20 protein-coding genes are annotated in these 23,802 nt (G+C 68.1%); 6 read left to right on the plus strand and 14 right to left on the minus strand.

Translation table 11 applies throughout. The features are described from left to right. Nucleotides 1-72 precede the first annotated feature (72 nt). Genes HWX00_RS32325 through HWX00_RS32335 form a run of 3 tightly spaced genes read left to right on the plus strand, consistent with a single transcriptional unit; the run spans nt 73 to nt 5,954 of the window. Nucleotides 73-3,519, plus strand: a complete 3,447-nt coding sequence (locus HWX00_RS32325; RefSeq protein ID WP_175029279.1) for a molybdopterin-dependent oxidoreductase — start codon at nt 73-75, stop codon at nt 3,517-3,519. Between the two features lie 22 nt (nt 3,520-3,541). After that, nucleotides 3,542-4,477, plus strand: a complete 936-nt coding sequence (gene lhpI / locus HWX00_RS32330; protein ID WP_175029280.1) for a bifunctional Delta(1)-pyrroline-2-carboxylate/Delta(1)-piperideine-2-carboxylate reductase — start codon at nt 3,542-3,544, stop codon at nt 4,475-4,477. Nucleotides 4,478-4,502: 25 nt separating this feature from the next. Further along, the gene (locus tag HWX00_RS32335) at nt 4,503-5,954 is read left to right on the plus strand and encodes a short-chain fatty acid transporter (protein ID WP_175029281.1); all 1,452 of its coding nucleotides are present in this window, start codon (nt 4,503-4,505) and stop codon (nt 5,952-5,954) included. Between the two features lie 85 nt (nt 5,955-6,039). Here the strand turns inward: HWX00_RS32335 and HWX00_RS32340 are convergent, their stop codons facing one another. From HWX00_RS32340 to HWX00_RS32365, 6 genes are all read right to left on the minus strand, one after another. Beyond that, nucleotides 6,040-9,255, minus strand: a complete 3,216-nt coding sequence (locus tag HWX00_RS32340) for an error-prone DNA polymerase (protein WP_175868178.1) — start codon at nt 9,253-9,255, stop codon at nt 6,040-6,042. A gap of 6 nt (nt 9,256-9,261) precedes the next feature. Next, on the minus strand, nt 9,262-10,758 hold the full coding sequence (locus tag HWX00_RS32345) for a Y-family DNA polymerase (RefSeq protein WP_059558756.1): 1,497 nt from the start codon (nt 10,756-10,758) through the stop codon (nt 9,262-9,264). Beyond that, nucleotides 10,691-11,398: a translesion DNA synthesis-associated protein ImuA gene (gene imuA, locus HWX00_RS32350; RefSeq protein ID WP_034189243.1), complete on the minus strand. Its 708-nt coding sequence runs from the start codon at nt 11,396-11,398 to the stop codon at nt 10,691-10,693. The genes HWX00_RS32345 and imuA overlap by 68 nt, the downstream gene beginning before the upstream one ends. A gap of 147 nt (nt 11,399-11,545) precedes the next feature. Next, complete coding sequence (locus tag HWX00_RS32355) at nt 11,546-12,340, minus strand: ABC transporter ATP-binding protein (RefSeq protein ID WP_059558759.1); 795 nt, start codon at nt 12,338-12,340, stop codon at nt 11,546-11,548. Between the two features lies 1 nt (nt 12,341). Then, on the minus strand, nt 12,342-13,238 hold the full coding sequence (locus tag HWX00_RS32360; protein WP_034189241.1) for an ABC transporter permease: 897 nt from the start codon (nt 13,236-13,238) through the stop codon (nt 12,342-12,344). Between the two features lie 139 nt (nt 13,239-13,377). Then, nucleotides 13,378-14,343 carry an ABC transporter substrate-binding protein gene (locus HWX00_RS32365; RefSeq protein WP_175028908.1) on the minus strand — a complete coding sequence of 322 codons (966 nt, stop codon included), beginning with the start codon at nt 14,341-14,343 and terminating at the stop codon, nt 13,378-13,380. A gap of 331 nt (nt 14,344-14,674) precedes the next feature. Between HWX00_RS32365 and HWX00_RS32370 the strand changes: the two genes are divergently transcribed. Further along, a complete protein-coding gene (locus tag HWX00_RS32370) occupies nt 14,675-14,983 on the plus strand; it encodes a VF_A0006 family four-cysteine protein (protein ID WP_034189239.1) in 309 nt (102 codons plus the stop codon). A 99-nt stretch (nt 14,984-15,082) separates the two neighbouring features. Here HWX00_RS32370 and HWX00_RS32375 read toward each other — a convergent pair whose 3' ends face one another. Then, nucleotides 15,083-15,898 (minus strand): MetQ/NlpA family ABC transporter substrate-binding protein, encoded by an 816-nt coding sequence (locus HWX00_RS32375; RefSeq protein WP_034189238.1) that lies wholly within the window; start codon nt 15,896-15,898, stop codon nt 15,083-15,085. 206 nt (nt 15,899-16,104) lie between these two features. Next, nucleotides 16,105-17,742 (minus strand): methyl-accepting chemotaxis protein, encoded by a 1,638-nt coding sequence (locus tag HWX00_RS32380; RefSeq protein WP_175028907.1) that lies wholly within the window; start codon nt 17,740-17,742, stop codon nt 16,105-16,107. Between the two features lie 189 nt (nt 17,743-17,931). Between HWX00_RS32380 and HWX00_RS32385 the strand changes: the two genes are divergently transcribed. Beyond that, nucleotides 17,932-18,222 (plus strand): YciI family protein, encoded by a 291-nt coding sequence (locus HWX00_RS32385; RefSeq protein ID WP_034189236.1) that lies wholly within the window; start codon nt 17,932-17,934, stop codon nt 18,220-18,222. 112 nt (nt 18,223-18,334) lie between these two features. Here the strand turns inward: HWX00_RS32385 and HWX00_RS32390 are convergent, their stop codons facing one another. The 5 genes from HWX00_RS32390 to HWX00_RS32410 are packed head-to-tail and all read right to left on the minus strand — an operon-like array spanning nt 18,335 to nt 22,416. Continuing rightward, entirely contained in the window at nt 18,335-18,952 is a 618-nt protein-coding gene (locus HWX00_RS32390) for an SCO family protein (protein WP_049030543.1), read from the minus strand. Between the two features lie 17 nt (nt 18,953-18,969). Further along, nucleotides 18,970-19,872, minus strand: coding sequence for a heme o synthase (gene cyoE / locus HWX00_RS32395; RefSeq protein WP_034189234.1), 903 nt, complete (start codon nt 19,870-19,872; stop codon nt 18,970-18,972). Nucleotides 19,873-19,880: 8 nt separating this feature from the next. Next, nucleotides 19,881-20,993, minus strand: a complete 1,113-nt coding sequence (locus HWX00_RS32400; protein WP_034189233.1) for a COX15/CtaA family protein — start codon at nt 20,991-20,993, stop codon at nt 19,881-19,883. A gap of 25 nt (nt 20,994-21,018) precedes the next feature. Further along, on the minus strand, nt 21,019-21,645 hold the full coding sequence (locus tag HWX00_RS32405) for an SCO family protein (protein WP_034189232.1): 627 nt from the start codon (nt 21,643-21,645) through the stop codon (nt 21,019-21,021). Between the two features lie 60 nt (nt 21,646-21,705). After that, complete coding sequence (locus HWX00_RS32410) at nt 21,706-22,416, minus strand: SURF1 family protein (protein ID WP_034189298.1); 711 nt, start codon at nt 22,414-22,416, stop codon at nt 21,706-21,708. A gap of 84 nt (nt 22,417-22,500) precedes the next feature. Between HWX00_RS32410 and HWX00_RS32415 the strand changes: the two genes are divergently transcribed. Then, entirely contained in the window at nt 22,501-22,710 is a 210-nt protein-coding gene (locus HWX00_RS32415) for a twin transmembrane helix small protein (protein ID WP_011353273.1), read from the plus strand. 172 nt (nt 22,711-22,882) lie between these two features. Here the strand turns inward: HWX00_RS32415 and HWX00_RS32420 are convergent, their stop codons facing one another. Further along, nucleotides 22,883-23,740 carry a cytochrome c oxidase subunit 3 gene (locus HWX00_RS32420; RefSeq protein ID WP_027785504.1) on the minus strand — a complete coding sequence of 286 codons (858 nt, stop codon included), beginning with the start codon at nt 23,738-23,740 and terminating at the stop codon, nt 22,883-22,885. Nucleotides 23,741-23,802 lie beyond the last annotated feature (62 nt).

Genomic DNA, 23,802 nt, shown 5'->3' on the forward strand with positions numbered 1-23,802 from the left:
AAAGGATGAATTTGTCATCGCTGCCGCCGCTTCCTAGCATAGTCGCAAACATGAAGCGGACGATGCAAACCGATGGAAACGCAGGAAAAGAAGGGCTATTGCACGTTGTGCCGGTCGCGCTGCGGCACGATCAACGTCGTGCGCGGCGACATGATGATCAAGGTCCGGCCCGACGACACGCACCCGACCGGCCACGCGATGTGCATGAAGGGAAAAGCGGCGCCGGAACTCCTGCATCACCCGAACCGCGTGCTGTACCCGATGCGGCGCACGCGTCCGAAGGATGCCGCCGATCCCGGCTGGCAACGCATCGGTTGGGACGAAGCGCTGTCCGAGATCGCGGAGCGTCTCGCGTATTTCAAGCGGGAAAACGGCGCCGAGTCGGTCGCCTTCGGCGTGACCACGCCCAGCGGCACGCCGATGAGCGACAGCATCGACTGGGTCGAGCGATTCGTCTGGTTGTTCGGGAGCCCGAATATTTGCTATGCGACCGAGATCTGCAACTGGCACAAGGACAGCGCGCATGCGTTCACGTTCGGCTGCGGCATTCCCGTCGCGGATTACCGGCATGCCGAGCTCATCGTGCTGTGGGGCAACAACCCCGCCAACACCTGGCTCGCGCAGGCCGACGCGATCGCGGAAGGCCGCCGCAACGGAGCCCGGCTGATCGTCGTCGATCCACGGCCGACCGCGCTCGCACGGGAAGCCGATCTGTGGCTGCGCGTCGCTCCCGGGACCGACGGCGCGCTCGCGATGGCGATCGCGCGGCAGATGATCGCGACCGGCAACATCGACGACGCCTTCGTGCGGGAATGGACCAACGGTCCGTTGCTCGTGCGGACCGACACCGGGCGGTTTTTGCGCGAGCGGGATCTCGACTGCAATGCGCCCGACAACCGTCATGTGCGCTGGAACAAGACGCTCGACCGGCTGGAACTCGCCGGCGAGGAAACCGCGACGCGGCCTGCCGACCTGTTGATGACCGGCGTGCGCCGCGTGACGATCCGGGATGCGGCGGGCCGTTGCGTGGACGTGGACTGCACGCCGGCCTTCGACCTCTATTCGAAGGCGCTCGACGCCTATACGCCGGAACATGCGGCCGCGATCACCGGCGTCGACGCGGCCGACATCGTGAAGGCCGCGCAGCTGCTGCGGCCGCATCAGGCCATTGCCTATCACGCCTGGTCGGGCGTCGGCATGCACACCAATGCGACGCAGACCGAGCGCGCCATCGCGACGTTGTATGCGTTGACGGGTGCGTTCGACACGCGCGGCTCGAACCGGGAATGGACGAAGCAGCCGGCCAACGCGGTCAGCCGCTACGCGATGCTCGACCCGTGGCAACGCGCGAAAGCGCTCGGCCTCGCGGAGCGGCCGCTCGGCCCGCCGGCGCAAGGCTGGGTCACGGCGCGCGACGTCTACCGCGCGATCCTCGACGGCGAACCCTACCGCGTACGCGCGCTGTTCGCGTTCGGCACGAACATGGTGATGTCGCAGGCGGATGGCGGCCTCGCGCACGATGCGCTCCGCGCGCTCGATTTCCATGTTCACTGCGATCTCTTCGAGACACCGTCGTCACGCTATGCGGACATCCTGCTTCCGGTGAACACGCCGTGGGAGCGCGAAGGGCTGCGGCTCGGTTTCGAGATCGACGCGCGCGCGGTCGAACTGGTGCAGCTCAGGCAACGCATGGTGCCGCCGCGCGGCGAGAGCCGCGCCGACTACGACATCGTCTTCGACCTGGCCGTGCGGCTCGGCATGCAGGACGCGTTCTTCGGCGGCAGCATCGAAGCCGGCTGGAATCACGTGCTCGCGCCGCTCGGGCTGGACGTCGCGTCGCTGCGCGCCCATCCGGAAGGCATCTACCGGCCGCTGCCGCAACGCGAACGGCAATACGCGGCGGCGACACCCGACGGCGTGCGCGGTTTCGACACGGAGACGCGGCGCGTCGAGCTGTATTCCGAGAAATTGCATCGTCACGGCTACCCGCCCGTCCCGCAGTACGTGCCGCCGCGGCATGGCGACGATGCGCGCGCGGACAACCGCCGTCGCTTTCCCTGCACGTTGACCTCGATGAAGAACGGCTACTACTGCCACAGCCAGCATCGCGGGCTGCCGAGCCTGCGGCGGCGCGCGCCGTACCCCGTGGCGGAACTCAACGACGCACTGGCGGCGGAGCACGACATCGTCGACGGCGACTGGTGCGTGATCGAAACCACGAACGGCACGGCGCGCTTCAAGGCGCGCGTCGTACCGGAACTGGCGCGCAACGTGATCGTGGCCGAATACGGCTGGTGGCAGGCATGCGACGAGGTCGGCCTCGATGCGTTCCCCGCAAGCGGTCGCGACAACAGCAATTTCAACTCGCTCGTGTCGGCGGCGCAACTCGATCCCGTCAGCGGCTCGTCGCCGTTGCGTTCCGTGCGCTGCCGCATCCGGCGCGACCCGTCGGTCGATCCGGCGCGCCGAGCGTGGAAAGGCTTGCGGGATTTCGTCGTGTCAGCCATCCGAGAGGAAGCGAGCGGCGTACGCACCGTCACGTTTCGCGCCGCGGACGGCGGCGCGCTGCCGGACTACTTGCCCGGTCAGCACGTGACGCTGCACATCCCGTCGCTCGGCGACGGCGGGACGACGCGTGCCTATTCGCTGACGGGCGCCGCCCGCGAAGACGCGCGCCGCAGTTACACGATCTCGGTGCGTCACCAGAAAGGCCGCACCCGCGACGGCACGGCGTTCGAAGGCGTGATGTCGTCCTACATTCACGGCACGCTCGGGGTCGGCGATCCCGTGTTGCTCGGCGCGCCCGGCGGGACGTTCGTCGTGCCGCCGGCGTCGCGCCAGCCCGTCGTGATGTTCGCGGGCGGCATCGGCATCACGCCGTTCATCTCGTACCTGGAATCGATCCGCGATCAGGCGGACCGGGCGCCGGAATCGCTGCTCTTCCATGCAAACCTGAACAGCAGCACGCACGCGTTCCGGGACCGCATCGAGACCCTGAAGCAGCGCCTGCCGACGCTCGAGGTCGTCAACTGCTACAACCAGCCGCACGGCGAGACGCCGGGACGGGACTATCAGCTGCACGGCTACCTGTCGGCCGACGTGGTCGCCGACGACCTGATCCGGCGGCGCGCGCGGTTTTATCTGTGCGGCCCCGAGCCGATGATGGAGGCGATCACGGCGGGACTGATCGCGCGCGGCGTGCCGCCTTTCGACATCTTCAAGGAAGCGTTCAGATCGCCGGCCCGGCCGACGCTCGACCCGTCGAAGCGATACGCGGTGCGGTTCACGCGGTCGCGCCGCACGGCCACCTGGACGCCCGGCGACGGCAGCCTGCTGTCGTTCGCGGAAAGTCTCGGCATCGCGTTGCCGAGCGGCTGCCGGGTCGGACAGTGCGAGAGCTGCGCGGTCAAGGTCGTGGCGGGCGAGGTCACGCATCCGAGCGGACACGGGCCTGACGAAGCCGACATGTGCCTCGCCTGCCAGGCCATTCCGGCCACCGACGTCAGCATCGACGCATAACCCCGTCAACGAAAGGTTCACCATGAAACATTTCGATGCCGTCGCGACACGCGACGCGCTGGATTTCGAATCGCTGGTCGCACGCCTGAGGCAAGCGTTCGTCGACGGCTGCCACGTGCCGCCGCGGCATTCGCACGTCTTCAATGCCGGCAGCGCGGACGAAGGCACGGTGCTCATCATGCCCGCGTGGGAAGACCACGGCTATCTAGGCATCAAGACGGTCAACATCTTCCCCGGCAATGCGGAACACGGCATGCCCGGTTTGCACTCGACCTACGTGCTTTACGACGGGCGGACGGGCAACCCGCTCGCGCAACTGGACGGCAACGAAATCACGTCGCGCCGCACCGCGGCGGCATCGGCGCTGGCCGCTACCTATCTGGCCCGCCCCGATGCATCGCGCCTCGTGCTGCTGGGTGCCGGCCGGGTCGGCAGCCTGGTGCCGCTTGCGTATCGCAGCCAGTTGCCGATCTCGCACGTCGAAGTCTGGGACAAGGATCCCGAAGCGGTGGCGCGACTGGTCGACCGGCTGACGCGCGACGGTTTCGATGCCGCGCCCGTCACGCATCTCGAGGACAGCGTCCGGCGCGCGGACGTCGTCACCTGCGCGACGCTCGCGACGGAGCCGATCGTCCGCGGCCGGTGGCTCGCCCCAGGCTCGCATCTGGACCTGATCGGCAGTTTTACGCCGCGCATGCGCGAAGCGGACGACGACTGCTTCCGGCAGGCGGAGATTTATGTCGATACGGACGAGGCCGCGCAAAAATCCGGCGACCTGCTGGGCCCGCTGGCGCGCAACGTCATTGCGCCCGACCGCCTGAGCCGGACGCTGACGGCGCTGTGCCGCGGCGAAGCGCAGGGCCGCACGAACGACCTTCAGCGCACCGTGTTCAAGGCCGTCGGCACCGCGCTGGAGGATCTGGCCGCGGCCATTCAAATCGTTGAAAAAACGCACTGAACCCGTGACGGGCAAGGAGATCGAGATGAAAGAGCTGATGGACGTGCCGCGCGGCGACGCACCGGCGGTCGAGCGCGAACGCGTGCTGGAACGGATGGCTGCGGGCATGGCGCGCTGGTCGGAGAAGTGGTTTCCGGACGCCTATATCTTCGCCGCGCTCGCGGTGATGATCGTGGCGGCGGGCGCAGTGGCGGCCGGGGCGCCGATCACGCGGGTCGGCGTGGCGTTCGGCGACGGCTTCTGGAGCCTCATCCCGTTCACGATGCAGATGGCGATCGTCGCCATCTCGGGTTATGTCGTCGCGGTGTCGCCGCCTGCGTCGAGGCTGATCGATGCGCTCGCGCGCGTGCCGTCGTCCGGGCGCGCCGCGGTGACGTTCGTCGCGCTCGTCAGCATCGTCGCGTCGTTGTTCAACTGGGCGATCAGCCTGATCTTCAGCGGCCTGCTGGTGCGTGCGCTCGCGCGCCGTACCGCGCTGCGCATGGATTACCGCGCGGCGGGTGCGGCCGCTTATCTCGGAATGGGCGCGACGTGGGCGCTGGGCTTGAGTTCATCCGCGTCGCAACTGCAGGCGAATCCGGACAGTCTGCCCAAGGCGCTGCTGTCGATCTCCGGCGTCATCCCGTTCACCGAGACCATCTTTCTTCCGCAGTCGATGCTGATGGCCGCGGTGCTGACCGTCGCGTCGCTGCTGATCGCGTATCTGTCCGCGCCCGACGGCGCGCGGGCGAAGACCGCGACGGAACTCGGCATTCCGCTCGACGAAAACCATGCCGCGCTCGCCCGCCCGACCCGCCCCGGGGACTGGCTCGAATACAGCCCGCTCGTCACCGTCGTGATCGTGGCGATCGGCGCGATCTGGGCCTGGCACGAGTTCACGACGAAAAATCCGCTGATCGCGATCTCGAACCTGAACACGTACAACTTCGTGTTCCTGCTGCTGGGCATGCTGCTGAACTGGCGGCCGCGGCGATTCCTCAATGCCGTCGCGCGTTCGGTGCCGTCGGTCGCGGGTGTGCTGATCCAGTTTCCGCTGTACGGCGGGATCGCGTACATCCTGACCAAGGCGGCGGCGCCCGCCGGACTGCCGCTCTCCGATCACCTGGCCCACTTCTTCGTCGCGATGTCGTCGCATTCGTCGTTTCCCGCGGTGATGGGCGTGTATTCGGCCGTGCTCGGATTCTTCGTGCCCTCCGGCGGCGGCAAGTGGATCATCGAGGCGCCGTACGTGATCGAAGCGGCAAAACTGCTGCAGGTTCATCTGGGCTGGGCCGTGACGGTCTACAACGCAGCCGAGGCATTGCCGAACCTGATCAACCCGTTCTGGATGCTGCCGCTTCTCGGCGTGCTCGGCTTGCGGGCCCGCGACATCGTCGGCTTCACGTTCACGCAACTGGTGGTGCACCTGCCGCTCGTGATCTTCATGCTGTGGGCGCTCGCGGGCACGCTCGCCTACCATCCGCCGGTGATGCCGTAACGTGCATCGGGGCCGGCTTGCCGCCTTCGGTGCCAGTGCGGCGCGGCGTGGGTCGTGGCGCGCGTGCCGGCGGGGCATGCCGGCCTCAGTGGAATTCGCGGCTCGACGTGCGCAGGCCGCCGAGCAGCGGCGTCAGATCCTCGAAATGCTGCACGACGAGGTGCCGCACGTCGCTCGCGACCTGCCACACGCCGGACGCCGCGAGCAGCCGCGAATCGAGGGTTTCGCGGCGCTGCCGCGCGAGCAGCTCGGGCCGGACGATCAGGTTCACGCAGCCGGTTTCGTCCTCGAGCGTCATGAACATCACGCCTTTCGCGGTACCCGGCATCTGCCGCGCGGTCACGAGCCCGCACGCGCGCGCGAGCCGGCCGTCGGGACGGTCGTGCAGCTCGGCCGCGGACGACAGCCGCCGCGCACGCAGCGCGGGCCGCAGCAGCGCGACCGGGTGGCGGTTCAGCGTGAGGCCGGTGGTGTGATAGTCGGCGAGGATGTCGTCGGCTTCCGACGGCGCGCCGAGCGCGGGCCGCTCCGCTTCGTCGATCGGTGCGGCGGCGAGCAGGTCGCGCTCGGGCGCCGCGGCGACAGCCTGCCACAGCGCGTCGCGGCGATGGCCGGCGAGCGTCGCGAGCGCGTTCGCCGCGGCGAGCGCTTCGAGGTCGCGGCGTTCGAGCTGCGCGCGGCGCGCGAGCGTATCGACGTTGTCGATCGGGCCGGCGGCGCGCGCGGCTTCGATCCGGCGCGCGGCGGCTTCGCCAAGGCCGCGCACGAGCGACAGGCCGAGCCGCACGGCCGGCTGGCCGTGCGGCGGCAGCTGGCCGGGGAGCGCTTCGAGCGACGCCTCCCAGTTGCTTTGCGTCACGTCGATCGGCAGCACCTTCACGCGATGACGCTTCGCGTCCTGCACGAGTTGCGACGGCGGATAGAAGCCCATCGGCTGACTGTTCAGCAGCGCGGCGAGAAAGATCGCCGGTTCGTGGCATTTGAGCCAGCTGCTCGCGTACGCCAGTTTCGCGAAGCTGGCGGCGTGGCTTTCGGGGAAGCCGTATTCGCCGAAGCCCTTGATCTGCTCGAAGATCTGCTCGGCGAATTCGCGTGTGTAGCCGCGCGCGAGCATGCCCTGGACGATCTTGTCGTGGTAGGGGCCGAGATCGCCCCTGCGCTTCCACGCGGCCATCGCACGACGCAGTCGATCGGCTTCGCCGGGTGTAAAACCCGCCGCAACGATCGCGATCTGCATCACCTGTTCCTGGAAGATTGGAATACCGAGCGTGCGTTCGAGCACCTCCTTGAGCGCGTCGCTCGGATAGGTAATTTCCCCTTTTTCCTCCCCCGCCTTGATCTTGCGCCGCTTGAGGTACGGATGGACGGCACCGCCCTGGATCGGCCCTGGTCGCACGATGGAGACCTCAACCACCAGATCGTAGTAATCACGCGGTCGCAAACGCGGCAGCATCGACATCTGCGCGCGCGATTCGATCTGGAACACGCCGACCGTGTCGGCGCGGCAGATCATGTCGTAGGTTTCCTCATCGTCCTGTGGAATGTGTTTCAGCGTGAACGGCTCGCCGTCCTCCGCCGGCCCGCGCCATGCGGTGCGCAGGTCGAACGCCCGATGCAACGCCGACAGCATGCCGAGCGCGAGCACGTCGACCTTCATCAGCTTGAGCGATTCGAGATCGTCCTTGTCCCACTGAATCACGCGCCGCCCGTCCATCGCCGCGTTCTCGACCGGCACGAGCCGCGTGAGCTTGCCGCGGCTGATCACGAAGCCGCCCGAATGCTGCGACAGATGACGCGGAAAGTTGAGCAATCGCCCCGCCAGTTCGGCCCATGTGCGAATCAGCGGCGTTTCGGGATCGAGTCCGGTCGTCGCGAATTGCTGCAACAGGTCGCGGCTGCCGTCGAACCAGCGATGCCCCTTCGCGACGCGATCGACCAGCATCGGATCGATGCCGAGTGCCTTGCCGGTTTCGCGCAGCACGCCGCGCGGGCGATAGGTCGACACGGCTGCCGCGAGCGCGGCGCGATTCTCGCCGTATTTCCGATAGATATGCTGAATGACTTCTTCGCGGCGCTGATGCTCGAAATCGACGTCGATGTCGGGCGGCTCGCCGCGCTCCGCGCTGATGAAACGCTCGAACAGCATCGTGCTCTGATCGGGACTGACTTCGGTGATCTCGAGGCAATAGCAAACAACCGAGTTCGCCGCGGAACCACGCCCCTGGCACAGGATGTTCTGGCTACGTGCAAACTTGACGATGTCGTAGACAGTCAGGAAGAACGGCTCGTAACTCAGTGTCGCGATCAGCGCCAACTCGTAGTCGATCCGTTCCCGGACGTGCTCCGGCGGTTCCCCGGAATAGCGACGGCGCGCGCCTGCCCGGGTTTCCTGCTCCAGATAACTCGTCGGCGTATGACCTTCAGGCACGATCTCGTCCGGATATTCATAGCGCAGCGAATCGAGTTCGAAATCGCACGCATCGAGCATCGCGCATGTCTCCGCGATCTCGTCCGGCGAAAACAGCTTCGCGATCCGCCCGCGCGAACGCAAATGCTGTTCCGCATTCGGCGCCAGCGCATAACCGCATTCCGATACCGGCATCCCGACGCGAATCGCCGTCATCACGTCCTGCAATGCCTTGCACGAGCGCCGGTGCATCGTCACGTCGCCCAGCGCGACGATACGCACGCCCCGCCGCTCGCCCGCCTCGCGAATCTCGTCGCGCTGCGCGCCGTCCAGCGCACGCTGCAACTGCACGAGCCCGAGCCGCGCGCGCGCGCCGAACGTCACGCGAAACCACGCGACCTGCACATCGAGCACGTCCGCGCGTACCGGATACATGGGCACGAGAATCGCGAAGCAGTCGGGCATCCCGCGCAAGTGGGCAAACTCCGCAGGCGGCGCCGACAGCATCCGCGACGTCAGCGTGTAAGTCCCCTTCGGCGACGCCATCCGCCGCCACGAAATCAGCTCCGAAAGATTGCCGTACCCCTCGCGGTTCTGCGCGAGCAACACGAGCCCGAACGCACCGGGGCCCGGATCGTGACCGGGCGCGACGTCGTCCGGCGTGACGTCGAAGTACGAACCGATGACGAGCGGCAGCCCTTTCGCTTGCGCGGCGACATGCATGCGCGGCGCGCCGGCGAGTGAGCACTCGTCGGTGATCGCGATCCCGCGATAGCCGAGTTCCGCCGCACGCTCGACCAGTTCTTCCGCATGCGACGCGCCATGCAGAAACGAAAAGTTCGAGCGGCAAAACAACTCCGCGTAATCGGGCAACCCACTGAAATCCGCAACCATCTCCGTTCACCCGAACAAGCCGTGCAGGAACCAGCGCGGCTCGGCCTCGCTCCCCGCCCGCTCCTTGAACACCCAGTAGCACGCACCGGCTTCGTCCTGCGCGACGTGGTAATCGCGCGCGGCGAACTGACCGTCGAACCAGCCGGCCTCGATCCGCTCCACCGACGACATCATTCTCAGCGGCGTATGAAATACCGGCCGGTTCTCGCGCACCAGCAACGGCAGCGGCTCGGCGAGCAGCCACGCGGGCCTCGGCGGCACCGCCGGCGGCCCGCCGGCCGGCTTGCCCGCCTGCGCATCGAGCGGCAGCCAGCGGTTCGCGGCCTCGGGCCGGTGATCGGCGACGGGCGCCGCGCGCAGCACGTTCTCCGCGCCGAGCCGCGCGACCAGCAGTTCGAACAACCGCTCACGGGTTTCCCGCGTACCGCCCGGTTCGGGAAAAAGATCGTCGGCCGGCGGCGCGACCGACTCGACGCGCGTGGCCTTCAGACGCACCGCGATCACCGCGGCCGGCAACTCGACGCGCGCGAGCCGCTCGCCGAGCAGCCGCATGAAGTGCGCTTCGTCGCGCACGGGTGCGGCGAACGCGAGTTCGAGCGGCGTCGGCGGCACGGCCTGGCGGCCGCGCTCGTGCTCGAGCTCGAACGTCATCGCGGCCAGCGACAGTTGCCGCGCGGCCAGCCACCCGCACAGCTGCACGACGAGCCGCCGCGCGGCGAACAGCACGGCTTCCGCGTATTCGACGCGCTCCGGCAATTCGAGCCGCACGTCGAACACGGGCGGCACCGCCATCCACGCGAGCGGCTCGACCGCGTCGCCGTACGCACGATCGAGCGCGGCCAGCAGCGCGGGGCCGCAACGACGCTGCAACCCCGCACGCGGAAGACCGCGCAGATCGGCGAGCGTGCGGCAGCCGAGGCCGTCGAACCAGCCCGCGTACGGGCGCGCATCGGGCAGCAGCACGCAGGGCAGCCGGTCGAGCGAACGGACGAGCGAAGCCGGGCGCGCAACGCGGCGCCGGAGACGCGCCCGCGCCGACGTGCGCGCGAGCAGCCACGCGCCGCGCCCGGTCGGCGCGGCGGACAGGCGCGCCGCATAACCGAGCGCCGCGAGCGTCGCGCGTACCTGACGGCACAGCGACGGCAGGCCGCCGAACAGCCGCAGGCTCGGGCCGACGTCGACGATCAGCGTGGCTTCGTCGTCGAGCGCGACGCACGGCGAGAAACGCAGCAATGCGAGCGCGACCGCGCGCAGCGCATCGGCTTCGCGCGCGGGATCGCGTTCGACGAGCTGCGTCTCGGGCGCGAGCGTGAGCACGCCGCCGCGCTTCATGCCCGCGCGCACGCCCCGCCGCTGCGCGGCCGCATCGGCGATCAGCACGACACCCTGCTCGAGCACCGCACAGCCTGCGTCGCCGGCCTCGCCGGCCGCTGCGTCAGACGGCGGCGGGACGCACACGTCGAGCGGCAGGCGCGGCAGATGGATGCCGAGCAAGACGCGCATAGCGGCTCTCCACGATGGGCGACGGCAGGTCGAGCACGAGCGGCTCGCCGCGCGCCGGGCCGCGACGCTTGACGATGTCGAGCGACACGCCGCCCGGCACCGGATACAGCGCGACGCGCAGCACGGCCGGCGACGGCTGCCGCGCGGCCGACAGCGGGCGCAGCATCACGAACAGCGTGTCGCCCGTGCGCGCGGCCGCGAGATGCAGGCGCCGCAGCGCATCGGGCCGTGCCTCCTGCCAGAGCAGCAGCGCGCCGCAGCACCCCGTCCGGAGCGCCTGCTCGGCGGCCCACAGCGCATCGGTGCGGCTGCCGGCGCGCAGCCACAGCAGCGCGTCGGCCGGCACGCCGAGACTGGCGAGCGCGGTCGCATGCGGCGATTGCGGCGGCGCGACGAGCGCGAGCGGACGCCGCGCACTGACGGTACGGGCCAGCGCGGGCGCGAGCAGCCGCATCTCGCCGCAGCCCGGCTGCGCGGCCAGCAGTTCGACGAGCCCGCCGACCGGCCAGCCGCCGCCCGGCAATTCGGCCGATAGCGGCGCGAAGCCGGTCTCGATCGTGCGCGGGCCGCCGCGCGCGAGCTGCGAGCCGCGCCAGAGCGACGGATGAAGGGATTCGGGAGAAATGGAGGATGCGAGCATGACGCCACCCACAACTGTATGGATATACAGTATATGGCAATGCGCCCGCGTCGCACAGCACCGGTGCGAAACCGGTTTTCGTCAGAGGAAAGCCGGGAGGAGGCCGGCGCGCGCGTCAGGTCATCGCACGCCGGCCGGCCCCGCCCGTCAGCCGAGCAGCAGCGCGTCGTCGTCGAGCTGCTCGTGACGCACCTTCTCGAACATCTGCAGCAGGTCCGGCACGTCGAGCCCCTTGCGCGCATCGCCCGACACGTCGAGCACGACCTGCCCCTGGTGCAGCATCACCGTGCGGTCGCCGTAGTCGAGCGCCTGCCGCATGCTGTGCGTGACCATCATCGTCGTCAGTTTGCTCTCGGCGACGATGCGCGCGGTCAGCTCCAGCACGAACGCGGCCGTCTTCGGGTCGAGCGCGGCCGTGTGCTCGTCGAGCAGCAGGATCCGCGACGGCCGCAGCGACGCCATCAGCAGGCTCACGGCCTGCCGCTGGCCGCCGGACAGCAGCCCGATCCGGTCGGTCAGCCGGTTCTCGAGGCCGAGGTTCAGGAGCCGCAGCTTGTCGCGGAACAGTTCGCGCGACGGCCGGTCGAGCGCGGCGCGAAAGCCGCGCCGCACGCCGCGCGCCATCGCGAGCGCCATGTTCTCCTCGATCGTCAGCGCCTCGCAGGTGCCGGCCATCGGATCCTGGAACACGCGCGCGACGAGGTGCGCGCGGTCCCACGCGGCCTTGCGCGTCACATCCGCGCCGTCGATCGCGATGCGCCCCGCATCGACCGGCTGGTCGCCGCTGACCGCATTGAGGAAGGTCGACTTGCCGGCGCCGTTCGAGCCGATCACCGCGACGAACTGGCCGTCGGGAATCTCGAGCGACAGCCCGCGCAGCGCGCGCGTCTCGATCGGCGTGCCGGGATTGAACGTGAGTTTGAGATCGTGTGCGGACAGCATGTCATGCTCCTCCGTTCTTGCGCGCGAACAGCTTCTTGCGCGTCGCCGGCAGCACCAGCGCGAGCGTGACGAGCGCGGCCGTCACGAGGTTCAGGTCCTGCGCCTTCAGGCCGATGAATTCGCTGTTCAGCGCGAGCGCGATGAAGAAACGGTAGACGATCGCGCCAAGCACGACCGCGAGCGTCGTCAGCACGAGCCGGCGCGCGGGCAGCAGCGTCTCGCCGATGATCACGGCGGCCAGCCCGATCACGATCGTGCCGATCCCCATCGAGATGTCCGAGCCGCCCTGCGTCTGCGCGAACAGCGCGCCGGCGAGCGCGACGAGCGCGTTCGACAGCGCCATCCCGGCGAGCGTCGCGCGGCCGGTCGCGATGCCTTGCGCGCGCGCCATCCGCGGGTTCGCGCCGGTCGCGCGCATCGCGAGGCCGAGCTGCGACGAGAAGAACCAGTCGAGGCCGAGCTTCGCGACCACGACGACGATCGCGAGCAGCGCCGGGCGCAGCACGTAGTCGGGCATCCAGTCCGGCTGCAGCACGGTGAACAGCGTCGGCTCGGTGATCAGCGGCACGTTCGGGCGGCCCATGATCCGCAGGTTCACCGAGTAGAGCGCGATCATCATCAGGATGCTGGCGAGCAGATCCATGATCTTCAGGCGCACGTTCAGCCAGCCGGTGACGAAGCCGGCCAGCGCACCCGCGACGATCGCGAGCAGCGTCGACGTGAACGGGTCGTAGCCGGCCGAGATCAGCGTCGCGGCGACGGCGCCGCCGAGCGGAAAGCTGCCGTCGACGGTGAGGTCGGGGAAGTTGAGGATGCGGAACGAGATCAGCACCCCGAGGGCGACGAGGCTGAAGATCAGGCCGATCTCCAGTGCGCCCAGAAACGAGAACAGAGACATGGTGGGGAAATCCTGTTGCTTCCCGGCCGGACGTGTACGGCCGGGCGAAGCGAACGGGCGGCCCCGGGTGGGAGCCGCCCGTCCGGCGATGTCGTCGAGGCCCGGATCGGGCCGGCAAGCGCGGCGCGCGTGCCGCGGCTTACTTGATGACCGTCTTCGCTTCCTTGACGAGATCCGGCGACAGCGTGACGCCCTGCTTCGCGGCCGCGCCCGTGTTCGCGAACAGTTCGAGGTTGCTGCTCGTCTCCGACGCGATCGCGCCCGGCTTCTCGCCCTTCAGGATGCGCGCGACGACCTTGCCCGTCTGCCGGCCGAGATCGCCGTAATTGATGCCGAGCGCCGCGATGCCGCCGCGCTTCACGCTGTCGGTGTCGCCGGCGACAAGCGGGATCTTCGCTTCGTTCGCGACCTTCACGAGCGCTTCGTATGCGGACACCACGTTGTTGTCGGTATTCGTGTAGATCACGTCGACCTTGCCGACCAGGCTCTTCGCGGCCGGGCCGATGTCGACGGTACGCGGGGCGGCGGCTTCCTTCAGCGCCATCCCCTGCTTCGCGAGGATCTCCTTGAGCGCCTTCACGACGACGACCGAATTCGCCTCGCCCGGGTTGTAGACCATGCCGACCGTCTTCGCATTCGGCACGACGCGCTTGATCAGCGCAGCCTGGCGATCGAGCGGCAGCTTGTCGGACACGCCCGTCACGTTGGTGCCCGACGGGCCCCAGCCCTTCACGAGCTGCGCGGCGACCGGATCGGTGACGCCCGAATAGACGACCGGCACGCTCTTCGTCGCGGCGACGACCGCCTGCGCGGCCGGCGTCGCGATCGCGACGATCACGTCCGGCTGGTCGCCGACGAACTTGCGCGCGATCTGCGCGGCCGTGCCCGTGTTGCCCTGCGCGCTCTGGTATTCCCACTTGAGCTTGTCATCGCCGTAACCTTCCGCCTTCAGTTCGGCGCGCACGCCGTCGCGGATCGCGTCGAGCGCCGGATGATCGACGATCGACAGCACCTTGACGGTCTGCGCATGCGCGGCGCCGGCCAGCGCGAATGCGGCGACGCCGGCCGCGATCGAACGGATCGCGAAAGTCTTGAATCGCTTCATGGGTGAGTCTCCCCCGTATTGTGTCGGTTCTGGATGATGGATTCCCGCCGCCGTCGGGCGGGCGCCGCCGCGCGTACGACACGCCGGCGATCGGCCCGCGCACGCTCCGGGAAAGCGTGCAGCGGCGAACGCACGAGCATACCATTTCCGCAGACCACCGCCTGACTGAACGCTTTCGCCAGGCACGCCGGATCGCGGCACGCGCCGAAGCCCGAAAATGCGCGCGAAGCCCGGCCGGCGGCGGTGCCGGCCGGTGTCGGCCAACGCGTCAGCCGCGCGCGCGGCTTTACGTTATGCTGTCGGCCGACCCAATCCACGCCATGGAGGGCAGATGAAACGGGGGATCCGAACCATCGCATGCGTGGCCGTCGCGCTGGCGCTGCCCGGTACGGCATGCGCGCTGACCGACGGCAGCGCGCAATACGACGACTGCATGCTCAATGCGCTGCGCGAAAGCCGCAACGGCGCGGCGGCGCAGCTGATCCAGCGTTCGTGCGACGCGCTGTACCGCAACAACGCGATGCTGCTGCCGCGCGAGCGGCGCTTTCACGAGTGCGTCGTGCAGTCGCTGCCGGGCGTGCGCGACAACTACGCGATCCAGCAGATCATGTCGATCTGCTCGCGGCGCGGCGAGATGTGAACGGGCGCCGCGCGCCGGACGCCCATGAAAAAAGGGCCTGCGCGATGCAGGCCCTCGCGATGCAGGCCCTTTTCGTTCAGCGGTACCGGTGCGCGGCGTTCAGAACGACGCGACCATCGAGCCCTTGAACTGCTTCTTGATGAATTCCCGCACTTCCTGCGACTGGTACGCCTTGACCAGCTTCTTCACCCACGGCTGATCCTTGTCCTTCGCGCGCACGGCGATCAGGTTCGCGTACGGGCTCGTCAGCGATTCGAGCGCGATCGCGTCCTTGGTCGGCTGCAGGTTCGCGGCCAGCGCGTAGTTCGTGTTGATCACGGCGGCATCGACGTCCGACAGCACGCGCGGCAGTTGCGCGGCGTCGAGTTCGGAGATCTTCAGCTTCTTCGGGTTCTCGGCGATGTCGAGCACCGTCGCGTTGTTGCCGCCCGTGCCGGCGCCCGCCTTCAGCTTGATCACGCCTTGCGTCTGCAGCAGCAGCAGCGCGCGGTTCTCGTTCGACGGATCGTTCGGCACCGCGAGCTTCGCGCCTTGCGGCAGGTCCTTCAGCGACTTGTACTTCTTCGAGTACACGCCGATCGGCGAGATGTAGGTCAGGCCCGCGCTGACGATCTTGTAGCCGCGCTGCTTCACCTGGCTGTCGAGGTAGGGCTGGTGCTGGAAGCTGTTCGCGTCGAGGTCGCCCGCGTCGAGCGCCGCGTTCGGCTGCACGTAGTCGTTGAACTCGATGACCTTCACGTTCAGGCCTTCCTTCTCCTTCGCGACCTTCTGCACGACTTGCCACACTTCCGCATCCGGGCCGGCGACCGTGCCGACCTTGATCACCTTGTCGTCGGCGCGTGCGCCTGCCGACAGCGTCAGCGCGGCACCGGTGGCCAGTACGGAAAATACCTTCAGGAGACTGCGACGCTTCATCTGTTTCTCGCTTTCTTGCTTGCTAAAAAATGGGGCGCGATACGGGTAAGCCCCGACTCGCAGGAAGGGGCAAATGGTGTCACAGGATCAGCGGGAAGTGAAATACATCCCGCTCATATGGGTATGCACCGGTACAGTGCTGACGGCAGGTGCGGGGTTCGGCCGTTAGTTGCGTTCATGACGCGTCGCGCGTCGGCCGGCACGCTTTACCTCACCGCCGTCTCGCCGGCCGTGTTCGCCCCGAACGCCGGCTCGGCCGCCTGCTCGCCGGCCCGGCGCGGCGCCCGCCCGCCGGCGTCGCCGACCCGGAACGCGCCGACCGCGTCGCGCAGCCGTGCGGCCTGTTCCTGCAGCGACGCGGCAGCCGCGGCGGCTTCCTCGACGAGCGCCGCGTTCTGCTGCGTCACCTGGTCCATCTGCGTGACCGCGCGGCCGACCTGCGTGATGCCGCTCGCCTGCTCCTCGGACGCGGCCGCGATCTCGCCCATGATGTCGGTCACGCGCGCGACGGCCTGCAGGATCTCGCCCATCGTCGTGCCGGCCTGGCCGACCAGCGTCGAGCCGTTGCGTACGCGCTCGACCGAGTCGACGATCAGTTCGCGGATTTCCTTCGCGGCCGTCGCGCTGCGCTGCGCGAGCGAACGCACTTCGCCCGCGACCACCGCGAAACCGCGCCCCTGCTCGCCCGCGCGCGCGGCCTCGACCGCCGCGTTCAGCGCGAGGATGTTGGTCTGGAACGCGATGCCCTCGATCACGCCGATGATGTCGGCGATCTTGCGCGAGCTGTCGTCGATCTCGCCCATCGTGCCGATCACGCGGCTCACGACGTCGCTCCCGGTGCGCGCGATGTCCGACGCGTTGTTCGCGAGCCCGCTCGCCTGCCGCGCGTTGTCGGCGTTCTGCTTCACCGTCGCGGTGAGCTGCTCCATGCTCGCGGCCGTTTCCTCGAGCGACGCGGCCTGCTCCTCGGTGCGCTGCGACAGGTCGTCGTTGCCGGCCGAGATCTGGCGACTTGCCGACGCGATCGACTCCGCCGACTGGCGGATCCCGCCGAGCGTCGCCTGCAGCCGCGCCTGCATGTCGTGCATCGCGGCCATCATGCTGGTGCGGTCGCCCGCGCGCACCGGTACCGGCTGCGTCAGGTCGCCCCGCGCGATGCGCGCCGCGAGCGCGGCCGCTTCGTCGGGCTCGCCGCCCAGGCTGCCGCGCACGTTGCGAATGATCACCAGCATCGCCGCGCTGATCACGAAGCCGATCACGAGCACCACCGCGAGGTGGCCCAGCAGCGTCCGGTAATAGAGGGTGTCGATGTCCTTCAGGAACACCCCGCTCGAGATGTTCCAGTCCCACGGCGCGAACCGCGTGACGTAGCTGATCTTCGGCACGGCCGTCTCGCTGTGCGGCAGCCGCCCGCGATATTCGGCGAAGCCGCTGCCGGTCGCCTTCGCGGCGTTCAGGATCGTCACGAACAGCGGCTTGCCGTCCGGATCGAGATAGTCGCCGACCTGCGTGCCGACGAGCTTCGGCAGCGTCGGGTGCATCAGCACGACCGGCTTCGAGTCCATCACGAACACGTAGCCCGAATCGCCGTAGCGCATCGCGGCGAGGCTCGCGAGCGCGTCGCGCTTCGCGTCGGCCTCGGGCAGCGTGCCGCTCTGCGCGAGGGCGTGATACGCGTTCACGATGCCGGCCGCCGAGTCGACGAGATTCGCGATGCCCGCCTTGCGTTCGTCCAGCATCGTCGCGCGCGTCTCGTACGCGCTCCATGCGCCGACGCCCAGCAGACCGACCCATACCAGCGCAAGCGCGAGCCACAGCTTGCGGTTCAAACTCATTCTGCTCATCTGCGTGCCTTTGTCGATGTCGATGCGCCGATGCGCGCGAACGGCCTGTCCCGCGCAAACGGTTGCTCCTTCAATTACGGCAACGAGGCTTACAACTTGAATACGCGCCGGCGCGACAGCCCGCATCCGCTGTGCTACAAAGACCGCCTGACCGGCGCGCAACGCGCCGGCACCATTCCAGGGCCATCCATGTACGTCATCGACATCCACTACACCGCGTCGCTCGAACGCATCGACGACGCGCTCGAACGCCATCGCGCGTATCTGCAGCCGCAATTCGACAAGGGCATCTTCATCGCGGCGGGACCGAAGGTGCCGCGCGAAGGCGGCATGATCCTCGCGGCCCGCATCGATCGCGACGCACTCGACGCGATCCTCGAGACCGATCCGTTCGTCACCGAGGGGCTCGCCACCTATCGCGTGACCGAATTCCGGATCACGCGTGCCGCGTCCGGCTTCAACGTGCCGGCGCTGCCGTAACGCGCGCGCCGCCCGGCGCTCAGCGCAGGCGGACAGCGGGGAAAGAGGAAAAGCGTGACGGCGCGGGACGGCCGTCACGTGATCGCCGGGCAGGACGCCCGGCGGCGGCCGGTCAGTCGACCAGCAGCTTCAGGTCGTGGACCCACGGGCCGGGGCCCTGGCCGTCGCGCACGAACAGGCGCAGCTTGCCGTCGCGGTCGAACACGTAGCTCGCGGCCGTGTGATCCATCGTGTAGCTGCCGGGCGTCTTGCCGGGTACCTTCGCGTAGTACACGCGGAAGTCCTTCGTCACCTTCTTCAGCGCCGCTTCGTCGGCCGGCCGCAGGCCGATGAACGACGGATCGAACGCGGGCACGTACTGGCCGAGCAGCGCCGGCGTGTCGCGTTCCGGGTCGACGGTGACGAACAGCACCTGCACGCGCTTCGCGGCATCGGGCCCGAGCTGCTTCAATGCTTCGGACAGCTCGGCCATCGTCGTCGGGCACACGTCCGGGCAATGCGTATAGCCGAAGAACATCACGACGGCCTTGCCCTTGAAATCGGCGAGCGTACGCACCTTGCCGGCCGTATCCGGCAGCGAGAAATCGCTGCCGAACTGCGTGTTGCCGGTGATGTCGAGATTCTGGAATTTCGGCGCGTTGTCGCATCCGGCGAGCAGCAGCGCCGCCGCGAATGCGCACGCGAACATCCAGCCTTGGCGCGCGCGGCGCCCGAACCTTGATTGGAGCATTGCGTTCAACCGTGCGGTTACACGCCGAGCAGCGGGCGTGCGTAGTGATCGACGAGCAGCGCGGCGAACAGCAGCGACAGGTAGACGATCGAGTAGCGGAAGGCCTTGCGGGCGAGTTCGTCCGAATAGTCGCGATGGATCTTCCACGCATACGCGAGGAACACCGCGCCGAGCAGCACCGCGCTCGTCAGGTAGACGGCCCCGCTCATCCCGGAGATGAACGGCATCAGCGTGACCGCGAACAGGATCACCGTATACAGCAGGATGTGCAGCCGCGTGAATTTCTCGCCGTGCGTGACCGGCAGCATCGGCAGCCCCGCGTTCTCGTAATCCTTGCGGCGATAGAGCGCGAGCACCCAGAAATGCGGCGGCGTCCACACGAAGATGATCAGCACGAGGATCCACGCGTCGCCCGGCACCGCGCCGGTGACGGCGGCCCAGCCGAGCGCCGGCGGCATCGCGCCCGACGCGCCGCCGATCACGATGTTCTGCGGCGTCATCGGCTTGAGCAGCAGCGTGTAGATCACCGCGTAGCCGACGAACGTCGCGATCGTCAGCCACATCGTCAGCGGGTTCGTGAACGTATAGAGCGTCCATGCGCCGACGCTGCCGAGCACGGCCGAGAACAGCAGGATCTGCGGCGTCGTGATCTCGCCGCGCGCGGACGGGCGCCACGCGGTACGGCGCATCATCGCGTCGATCTTCTGTTCGACGAGGCAGTTGATCGCGAACGCGGCACCGGCCAGCAGCCAGATGCCGATCGTGCCGCCGATCAGCACATGCCACGGCACCATGCCCGGCGTCGCGAGGAACATGCCGATCACCGCGCAGAACACCGCGAGCTGCGTGACACGCGGCTTCGTCAGCGCCATGTACTGGGAAAAGCGGCTACCGGGCGATTGGGAGAGGGTGCTTTGCATGGGGACGGTCACGCCGGGGCGGCGTCGCGCGCAGGCTGCGCGACACGGCCGGGACGGCTTGAAAGGATGCGAAAGTTTAACATGACGACGAGCAGCAGCAGGATCGCGGCCCCGCCGTTGTGCGCGACGGCGACCGGCAGCGGCCACTGCAGCACGATGTTGGTCAGGCCCGTCACGAACTGCAGCAGCACGACCAGCAGCACGCCGTTCGCGGGCCGCCGCAGCGACTCGAAGCGGCGCATCTTCAGCGCGAACGCGACCAGGTACGCGACCACGACGAACGCGAACGTGCGGTGCGTCCAGTGGATCGCGACCAGCGCGTCCTGCGTGATCGCCTCGCCGTCCTTCGTCATCCCGAGCGCGCGCCACAGGTGGAAGCCATGCTGGAAGTCCATCGGCGGGATCCACTGGCCGTTGCAGGTCGGGAAGTCGGTGCAGGCGAGCACCGCGTAGTTGGTGCTCACCCAGCCGCCGAGCGCGATCTGCACGACCAGCAGCACGAGCGCCGCGAGCGCGGCCGCGCGGTAGCGTCCGGCCTCGGGGTCATACGACGGCAGCGGCGTCTGCCGCGCCGCGAGCCAGCCGAGCGTGCCGAGCAGCGTGAGGCCGAGCAGCAGGTGGATCGTGACGATCACCGGCTGCAGCTTCATCGTGACCGTCCACGCGCCGAACGCGCCCTGCACGAGGATCAGCAGCAGCAGGCTCGTCGGCCACCACGGCGACACGTGCAGCGGGCGGCGGCGCAGCCGCGCGGCCCACGCGATCACGACCTGCGCGATGATCAGCACGCCGATCGCCATCGCGAAATAGCGGTGGATCATCTCGATCCACGCCTTCGTCATGCTGACGGGGCCCGTCGGCATCGCCTGGTGCGCGGCCGTGATCGCGGCGTGCGCGATGAACGGCGACGACGTGCCGTAACAGCCGGGCCAGTCGGGGCAGCCGAGCCCCGAATCGGTCAGCCGCGTGAAGCCGCCGAACATCACGAGGTCGAGCGTCAGGAAGGTGGTGATCCACACGAGCTTGCGGAACTTGTCGTCGTCGGCCTTCACCCACACGTACGACAGCGGCAGCAGCGCGATGCACAAGCCGATCAGGCCGAGTTGCAGTAGATACGACATCGGAATGGTGCCTCGTTCTCTTGCCTTAACCGATGCTCGACCACTTCAGCAGCTTCGTCACGTCCGACTTGATCTTGCTGGGATTCGGGTCCTTCGGGAAACGCATCATCAGGTTGCCGTTCGGGTCGACCAGGTAAATGTGGTCGCTGTCCTTCGTGCCGGCATCGGCCGGCAGCCATGCGGCCACCGCGGCCGGATCGGCGACGAGCCGGCGCGTGTCGGGGTACGCGTCGAGCACCTTCTGCGGCATCGCGCCCGCGTCGCTGCGCAGCCACACCATCGTGATCCGGTGCCGCTCGCCCGCCTGCGTGACGCGGATCTGGCGCATGAAATAAAGCTTCTGCGCGCACGCGTCGTCGCACGCGCTGCGGTCGGTCATCACGAACAGCCACACGCCGCGCAGCGACGCCAGCGGCACGGTCTTGCCGGTTTCGTCGGTCACCTGCAGACCGGCCGGGATCGGGCGCTGCGGCTCGATCAGCGTGCCGTAGTTCGTCGACCCGCCCTTCGGCTTGATCACGTAATAGGTGAAGTACGACGCGATCATCGGCGCGGCGCACACGAGACCCAGCAGCACGAGCATCCAGCGGCCGCGCTTGCGGGCCGCCGGCGAGATCGGCGCAGCGGCCGGACCCTGACGGGAAGATTGCATGGACAAATCAGACCTCTCGAAACGAACCCGCGGCGCCGGCGCCGCGTCCTGGGATGGCGCTCATGCGCCGGCCGACTTCTTCGCCGCACGCCGCGCGGCGTACAGGCCGAAGCCGAGCGCGGCCGCCGCCATCGCCCACCACTGAAACATGTAACCGTAATTGCGCTCGACGCCGGTCGTCGCCGCCGGCCAGTCGCGCACGAGTTTGTCGCCGTCGTCGCTCGTCTGCTGGATCACGAACGGCTGCAGCGGCAGCCCCGTTTCCTTCGCATACTCGGCGACGTCCAGGTTCTGCCGGATCTTCTGGTGCGCGGCCGACCCGCCCTCGCCGAGCTCGAACGCACGCGATGCGTCGGCACGCGCGATACCGACGATCTCGACGTCGCCCGCCGGCGTCGCGAACGGCTCGATCGCGGTGCGATCGGCGATATTGCGCGGCAGCCAGCCGCGGTTCACGAGCACGACACCGCCGCCCGTGAGTTTAAACGGCATCACGACGTAAAAACCCGGCTGGTCGTTATACGGCCGATTGTCGAGAAACACCGCCTGCTCGGGCAGGAAACGGCCCCTGGCCCGCACGCGATGGAACTCGATCGACGCAAGCGGCATCGGCTGCGCGCCGACGTCGACGGGCGCCGCCTGCTCGTAGCGCGCGATGCTCGCCTGCAGCGCTTCCTTCTGGTGCGCGCGATCGCGCTGCCAGAAACCGAGCCGGATCGTCACGGCGACGACGACGAGGATCAGGAGCGCGGGCAGCCAGCGGATCTTCATCATGCGGCCCGCCGGGCACATGCGCGAAAGCGAAGTGCGATAATTATCCCCTTCCTTTCGAATGGCCGTCGTCCGGTTCGTGTCATGCACATCCTCGTTCCCATCGCCTTCGTCCTCATCATTGCCAGCATGGGCTCGGCGCTCTACTTCATGATGCACGACCGCGGCCACACGAAACGCATGGTCTGGTCGCTCGCCACCCGTGTCGGGCTGTCGGTGTCGCTGTTCCTGCTCATCCTGATCGCGAACTGGATGGGCTGGATCCATTCGACCGGCCTGCCGATCGGGCGTTGATGCCGTTGCCGCGGCGGCCGCTGTGACATTTCGCCGCACGGTCGCGCCACCAAGCAAAAGCGCCGCCTGACTGAGTCGCGGCGGCGCCAGGGTGGTGTCGGCAGGCAGCGGCGCTACCCGGTCGGCACCAATGAAAACGGCCCGCGCATTGCTGCGCGGGCCGTTTTTCCATTTACAGCCAGTAGACGACGACGTACAGGCCGAGCCAGACGACGTCGACGAAGTGCCAGTACCACGCGGCGCCTTCGAATGCGAAGTGATGATCGGGCTTGAAGTGGCCGCGGATCATCCGCACCAGCACCACCGCGAGCATCGTGCCGCCGAGGAACACGTGGAAACCGTGGAAGCCCGTCAGCAGGAAGAACGTCGAGCCGTACACGCCGGAGTTCAGCGTCAGGTTCAGTTCGTTGTACGCGTGGTAGTACTCGAAGCCCTGCAGGAACAGGAAGCAGATACCGAACACGAGCGTCGCGGCCAGCCATGCGATCGCCTTCTTGCGATGATCGTCACGCAGCGCATGGTGCGAGATCGTCAGCGTCACGCCCGACGACAGCAGGAATGCGGTGTTCAGCGTCGGGATCGGCCACGGGCCCATCGTCTTGAAGTGCCCGGCGAGCGCGGCGGGGCCTTCGTTCGGCCACACGGCGGAGAAGTCCGGCCAGATCAGCTTGTAGTCGAGGCTGCCGAGCTGGTGCAGCGCGATTTCACGCGCATAGAACAGCGCGCCGAAGAACGCGCCGAAGAACATCACTTCCGAGAAGATGAACCAGCTCATGCTCCAGCGGTACGACTTGTCGACGTTCTTGCCGTAATGACCGCCTTCCGATTCGGCGATCGCGTCGCCGAACCAGTGATACAGCGTGAAGAGCAACCACAGCAGGCCGAGCAGCGCCGTAAACGGCGCCCAGTCGTGACCGTTGATCCACAGCGCTACCGAGCCGAGCATGACCAGCAGGCCGATGGCCGCGCTGATCGGATGCTGCGACGGATGCGGCACGAAATAGTACGGGGTCTGGTTTTGACCGCTCATGCTTGATTCTCCACTTCAGTCCAATTTGTGTACCGGAAACCGCTCCGGCTTTATTTCTTGCG

Origin of the sequence: Burkholderia seminalis DSM 23518 (assembly GCF_902832885.1) — a bacterium.
Lineage (GTDB): Bacteria > Pseudomonadota > Gammaproteobacteria > Burkholderiales > Burkholderiaceae > Burkholderia > Burkholderia seminalis.

Excerpts from the sequence above, each read along its gene's own strand:
- HWX00_RS32415 (WP_011353273.1), top strand. The coding sequence starts at position 22,501 with ATGCACATCCTCGTTCCCATCGCCTTCGTCCTCATCATTGCCAGCATG.
- HWX00_RS32335 (WP_175029281.1), top strand. The coding sequence starts at position 4,503 with ATGAAAGAGCTGATGGACGTGCCGCGCGGCGACGCACCGGCGGTCGAG.
- imuA (WP_034189243.1), bottom strand. The coding sequence starts at position 11,398 with ATGCTCGCATCCTCCATTTCTCCCGAATCCCTTCATCCGTCGCTCTGG.
- HWX00_RS32405 (WP_034189232.1), bottom strand. The coding sequence starts at position 21,645 with ATGCAATCTTCCCGTCAGGGTCCGGCCGCTGCGCCGATCTCGCCGGCG.
- HWX00_RS32375 (WP_034189238.1), bottom strand. The coding sequence starts at position 15,898 with ATGAAGCGTCGCAGTCTCCTGAAGGTATTTTCCGTACTGGCCACCGGT.
- HWX00_RS32355 (WP_059558759.1), bottom strand. The coding sequence starts at position 12,340 with ATGCTGTCCGCACACGATCTCAAACTCACGTTCAATCCCGGCACGCCG.
- HWX00_RS32360 (WP_034189241.1), bottom strand. The coding sequence starts at position 13,238 with ATGTCTCTGTTCTCGTTTCTGGGCGCACTGGAGATCGGCCTGATCTTC.
- HWX00_RS32340 (WP_175868178.1), bottom strand. The coding sequence starts at position 9,255 with ATGGTTGCGGATTTCAGTGGGTTGCCCGATTACGCGGAGTTGTTTTGC.
- lhpI (WP_175029280.1), top strand. The coding sequence starts at position 3,542 with ATGAAACATTTCGATGCCGTCGCGACACGCGACGCGCTGGATTTCGAA.
- HWX00_RS32365 (WP_175028908.1), bottom strand. The coding sequence starts at position 14,343 with ATGAAGCGATTCAAGACTTTCGCGATCCGTTCGATCGCGGCCGGCGTC.
- HWX00_RS32370 (WP_034189239.1), top strand. The coding sequence starts at position 14,675 with ATGAAACGGGGGATCCGAACCATCGCATGCGTGGCCGTCGCGCTGGCG.
- HWX00_RS32410 (WP_034189298.1), bottom strand. The coding sequence starts at position 22,416 with ATGAAGATCCGCTGGCTGCCCGCGCTCCTGATCCTCGTCGTCGTCGCC.
- HWX00_RS32385 (WP_034189236.1), top strand. The coding sequence starts at position 17,932 with ATGTACGTCATCGACATCCACTACACCGCGTCGCTCGAACGCATCGAC.
- HWX00_RS32400 (WP_034189233.1), bottom strand. The coding sequence starts at position 20,993 with ATGTCGTATCTACTGCAACTCGGCCTGATCGGCTTGTGCATCGCGCTG.
- cyoE (WP_034189234.1), bottom strand. The coding sequence starts at position 19,872 with ATGCAAAGCACCCTCTCCCAATCGCCCGGTAGCCGCTTTTCCCAGTAC.
- HWX00_RS32345 (WP_059558756.1), bottom strand. The coding sequence starts at position 10,758 with ATGCGCGTCTTGCTCGGCATCCATCTGCCGCGCCTGCCGCTCGACGTG.
- HWX00_RS32380 (WP_175028907.1), bottom strand. The coding sequence starts at position 17,742 with ATGAGCAGAATGAGTTTGAACCGCAAGCTGTGGCTCGCGCTTGCGCTG.
- HWX00_RS32325 (WP_175029279.1), top strand. The coding sequence starts at position 73 with ATGGAAACGCAGGAAAAGAAGGGCTATTGCACGTTGTGCCGGTCGCGC.
- HWX00_RS32420 (WP_027785504.1), bottom strand. The coding sequence starts at position 23,740 with ATGAGCGGTCAAAACCAGACCCCGTACTATTTCGTGCCGCATCCGTCG.
- HWX00_RS32390 (WP_049030543.1), bottom strand. The coding sequence starts at position 18,952 with ATGCTCCAATCAAGGTTCGGGCGCCGCGCGCGCCAAGGCTGGATGTTC.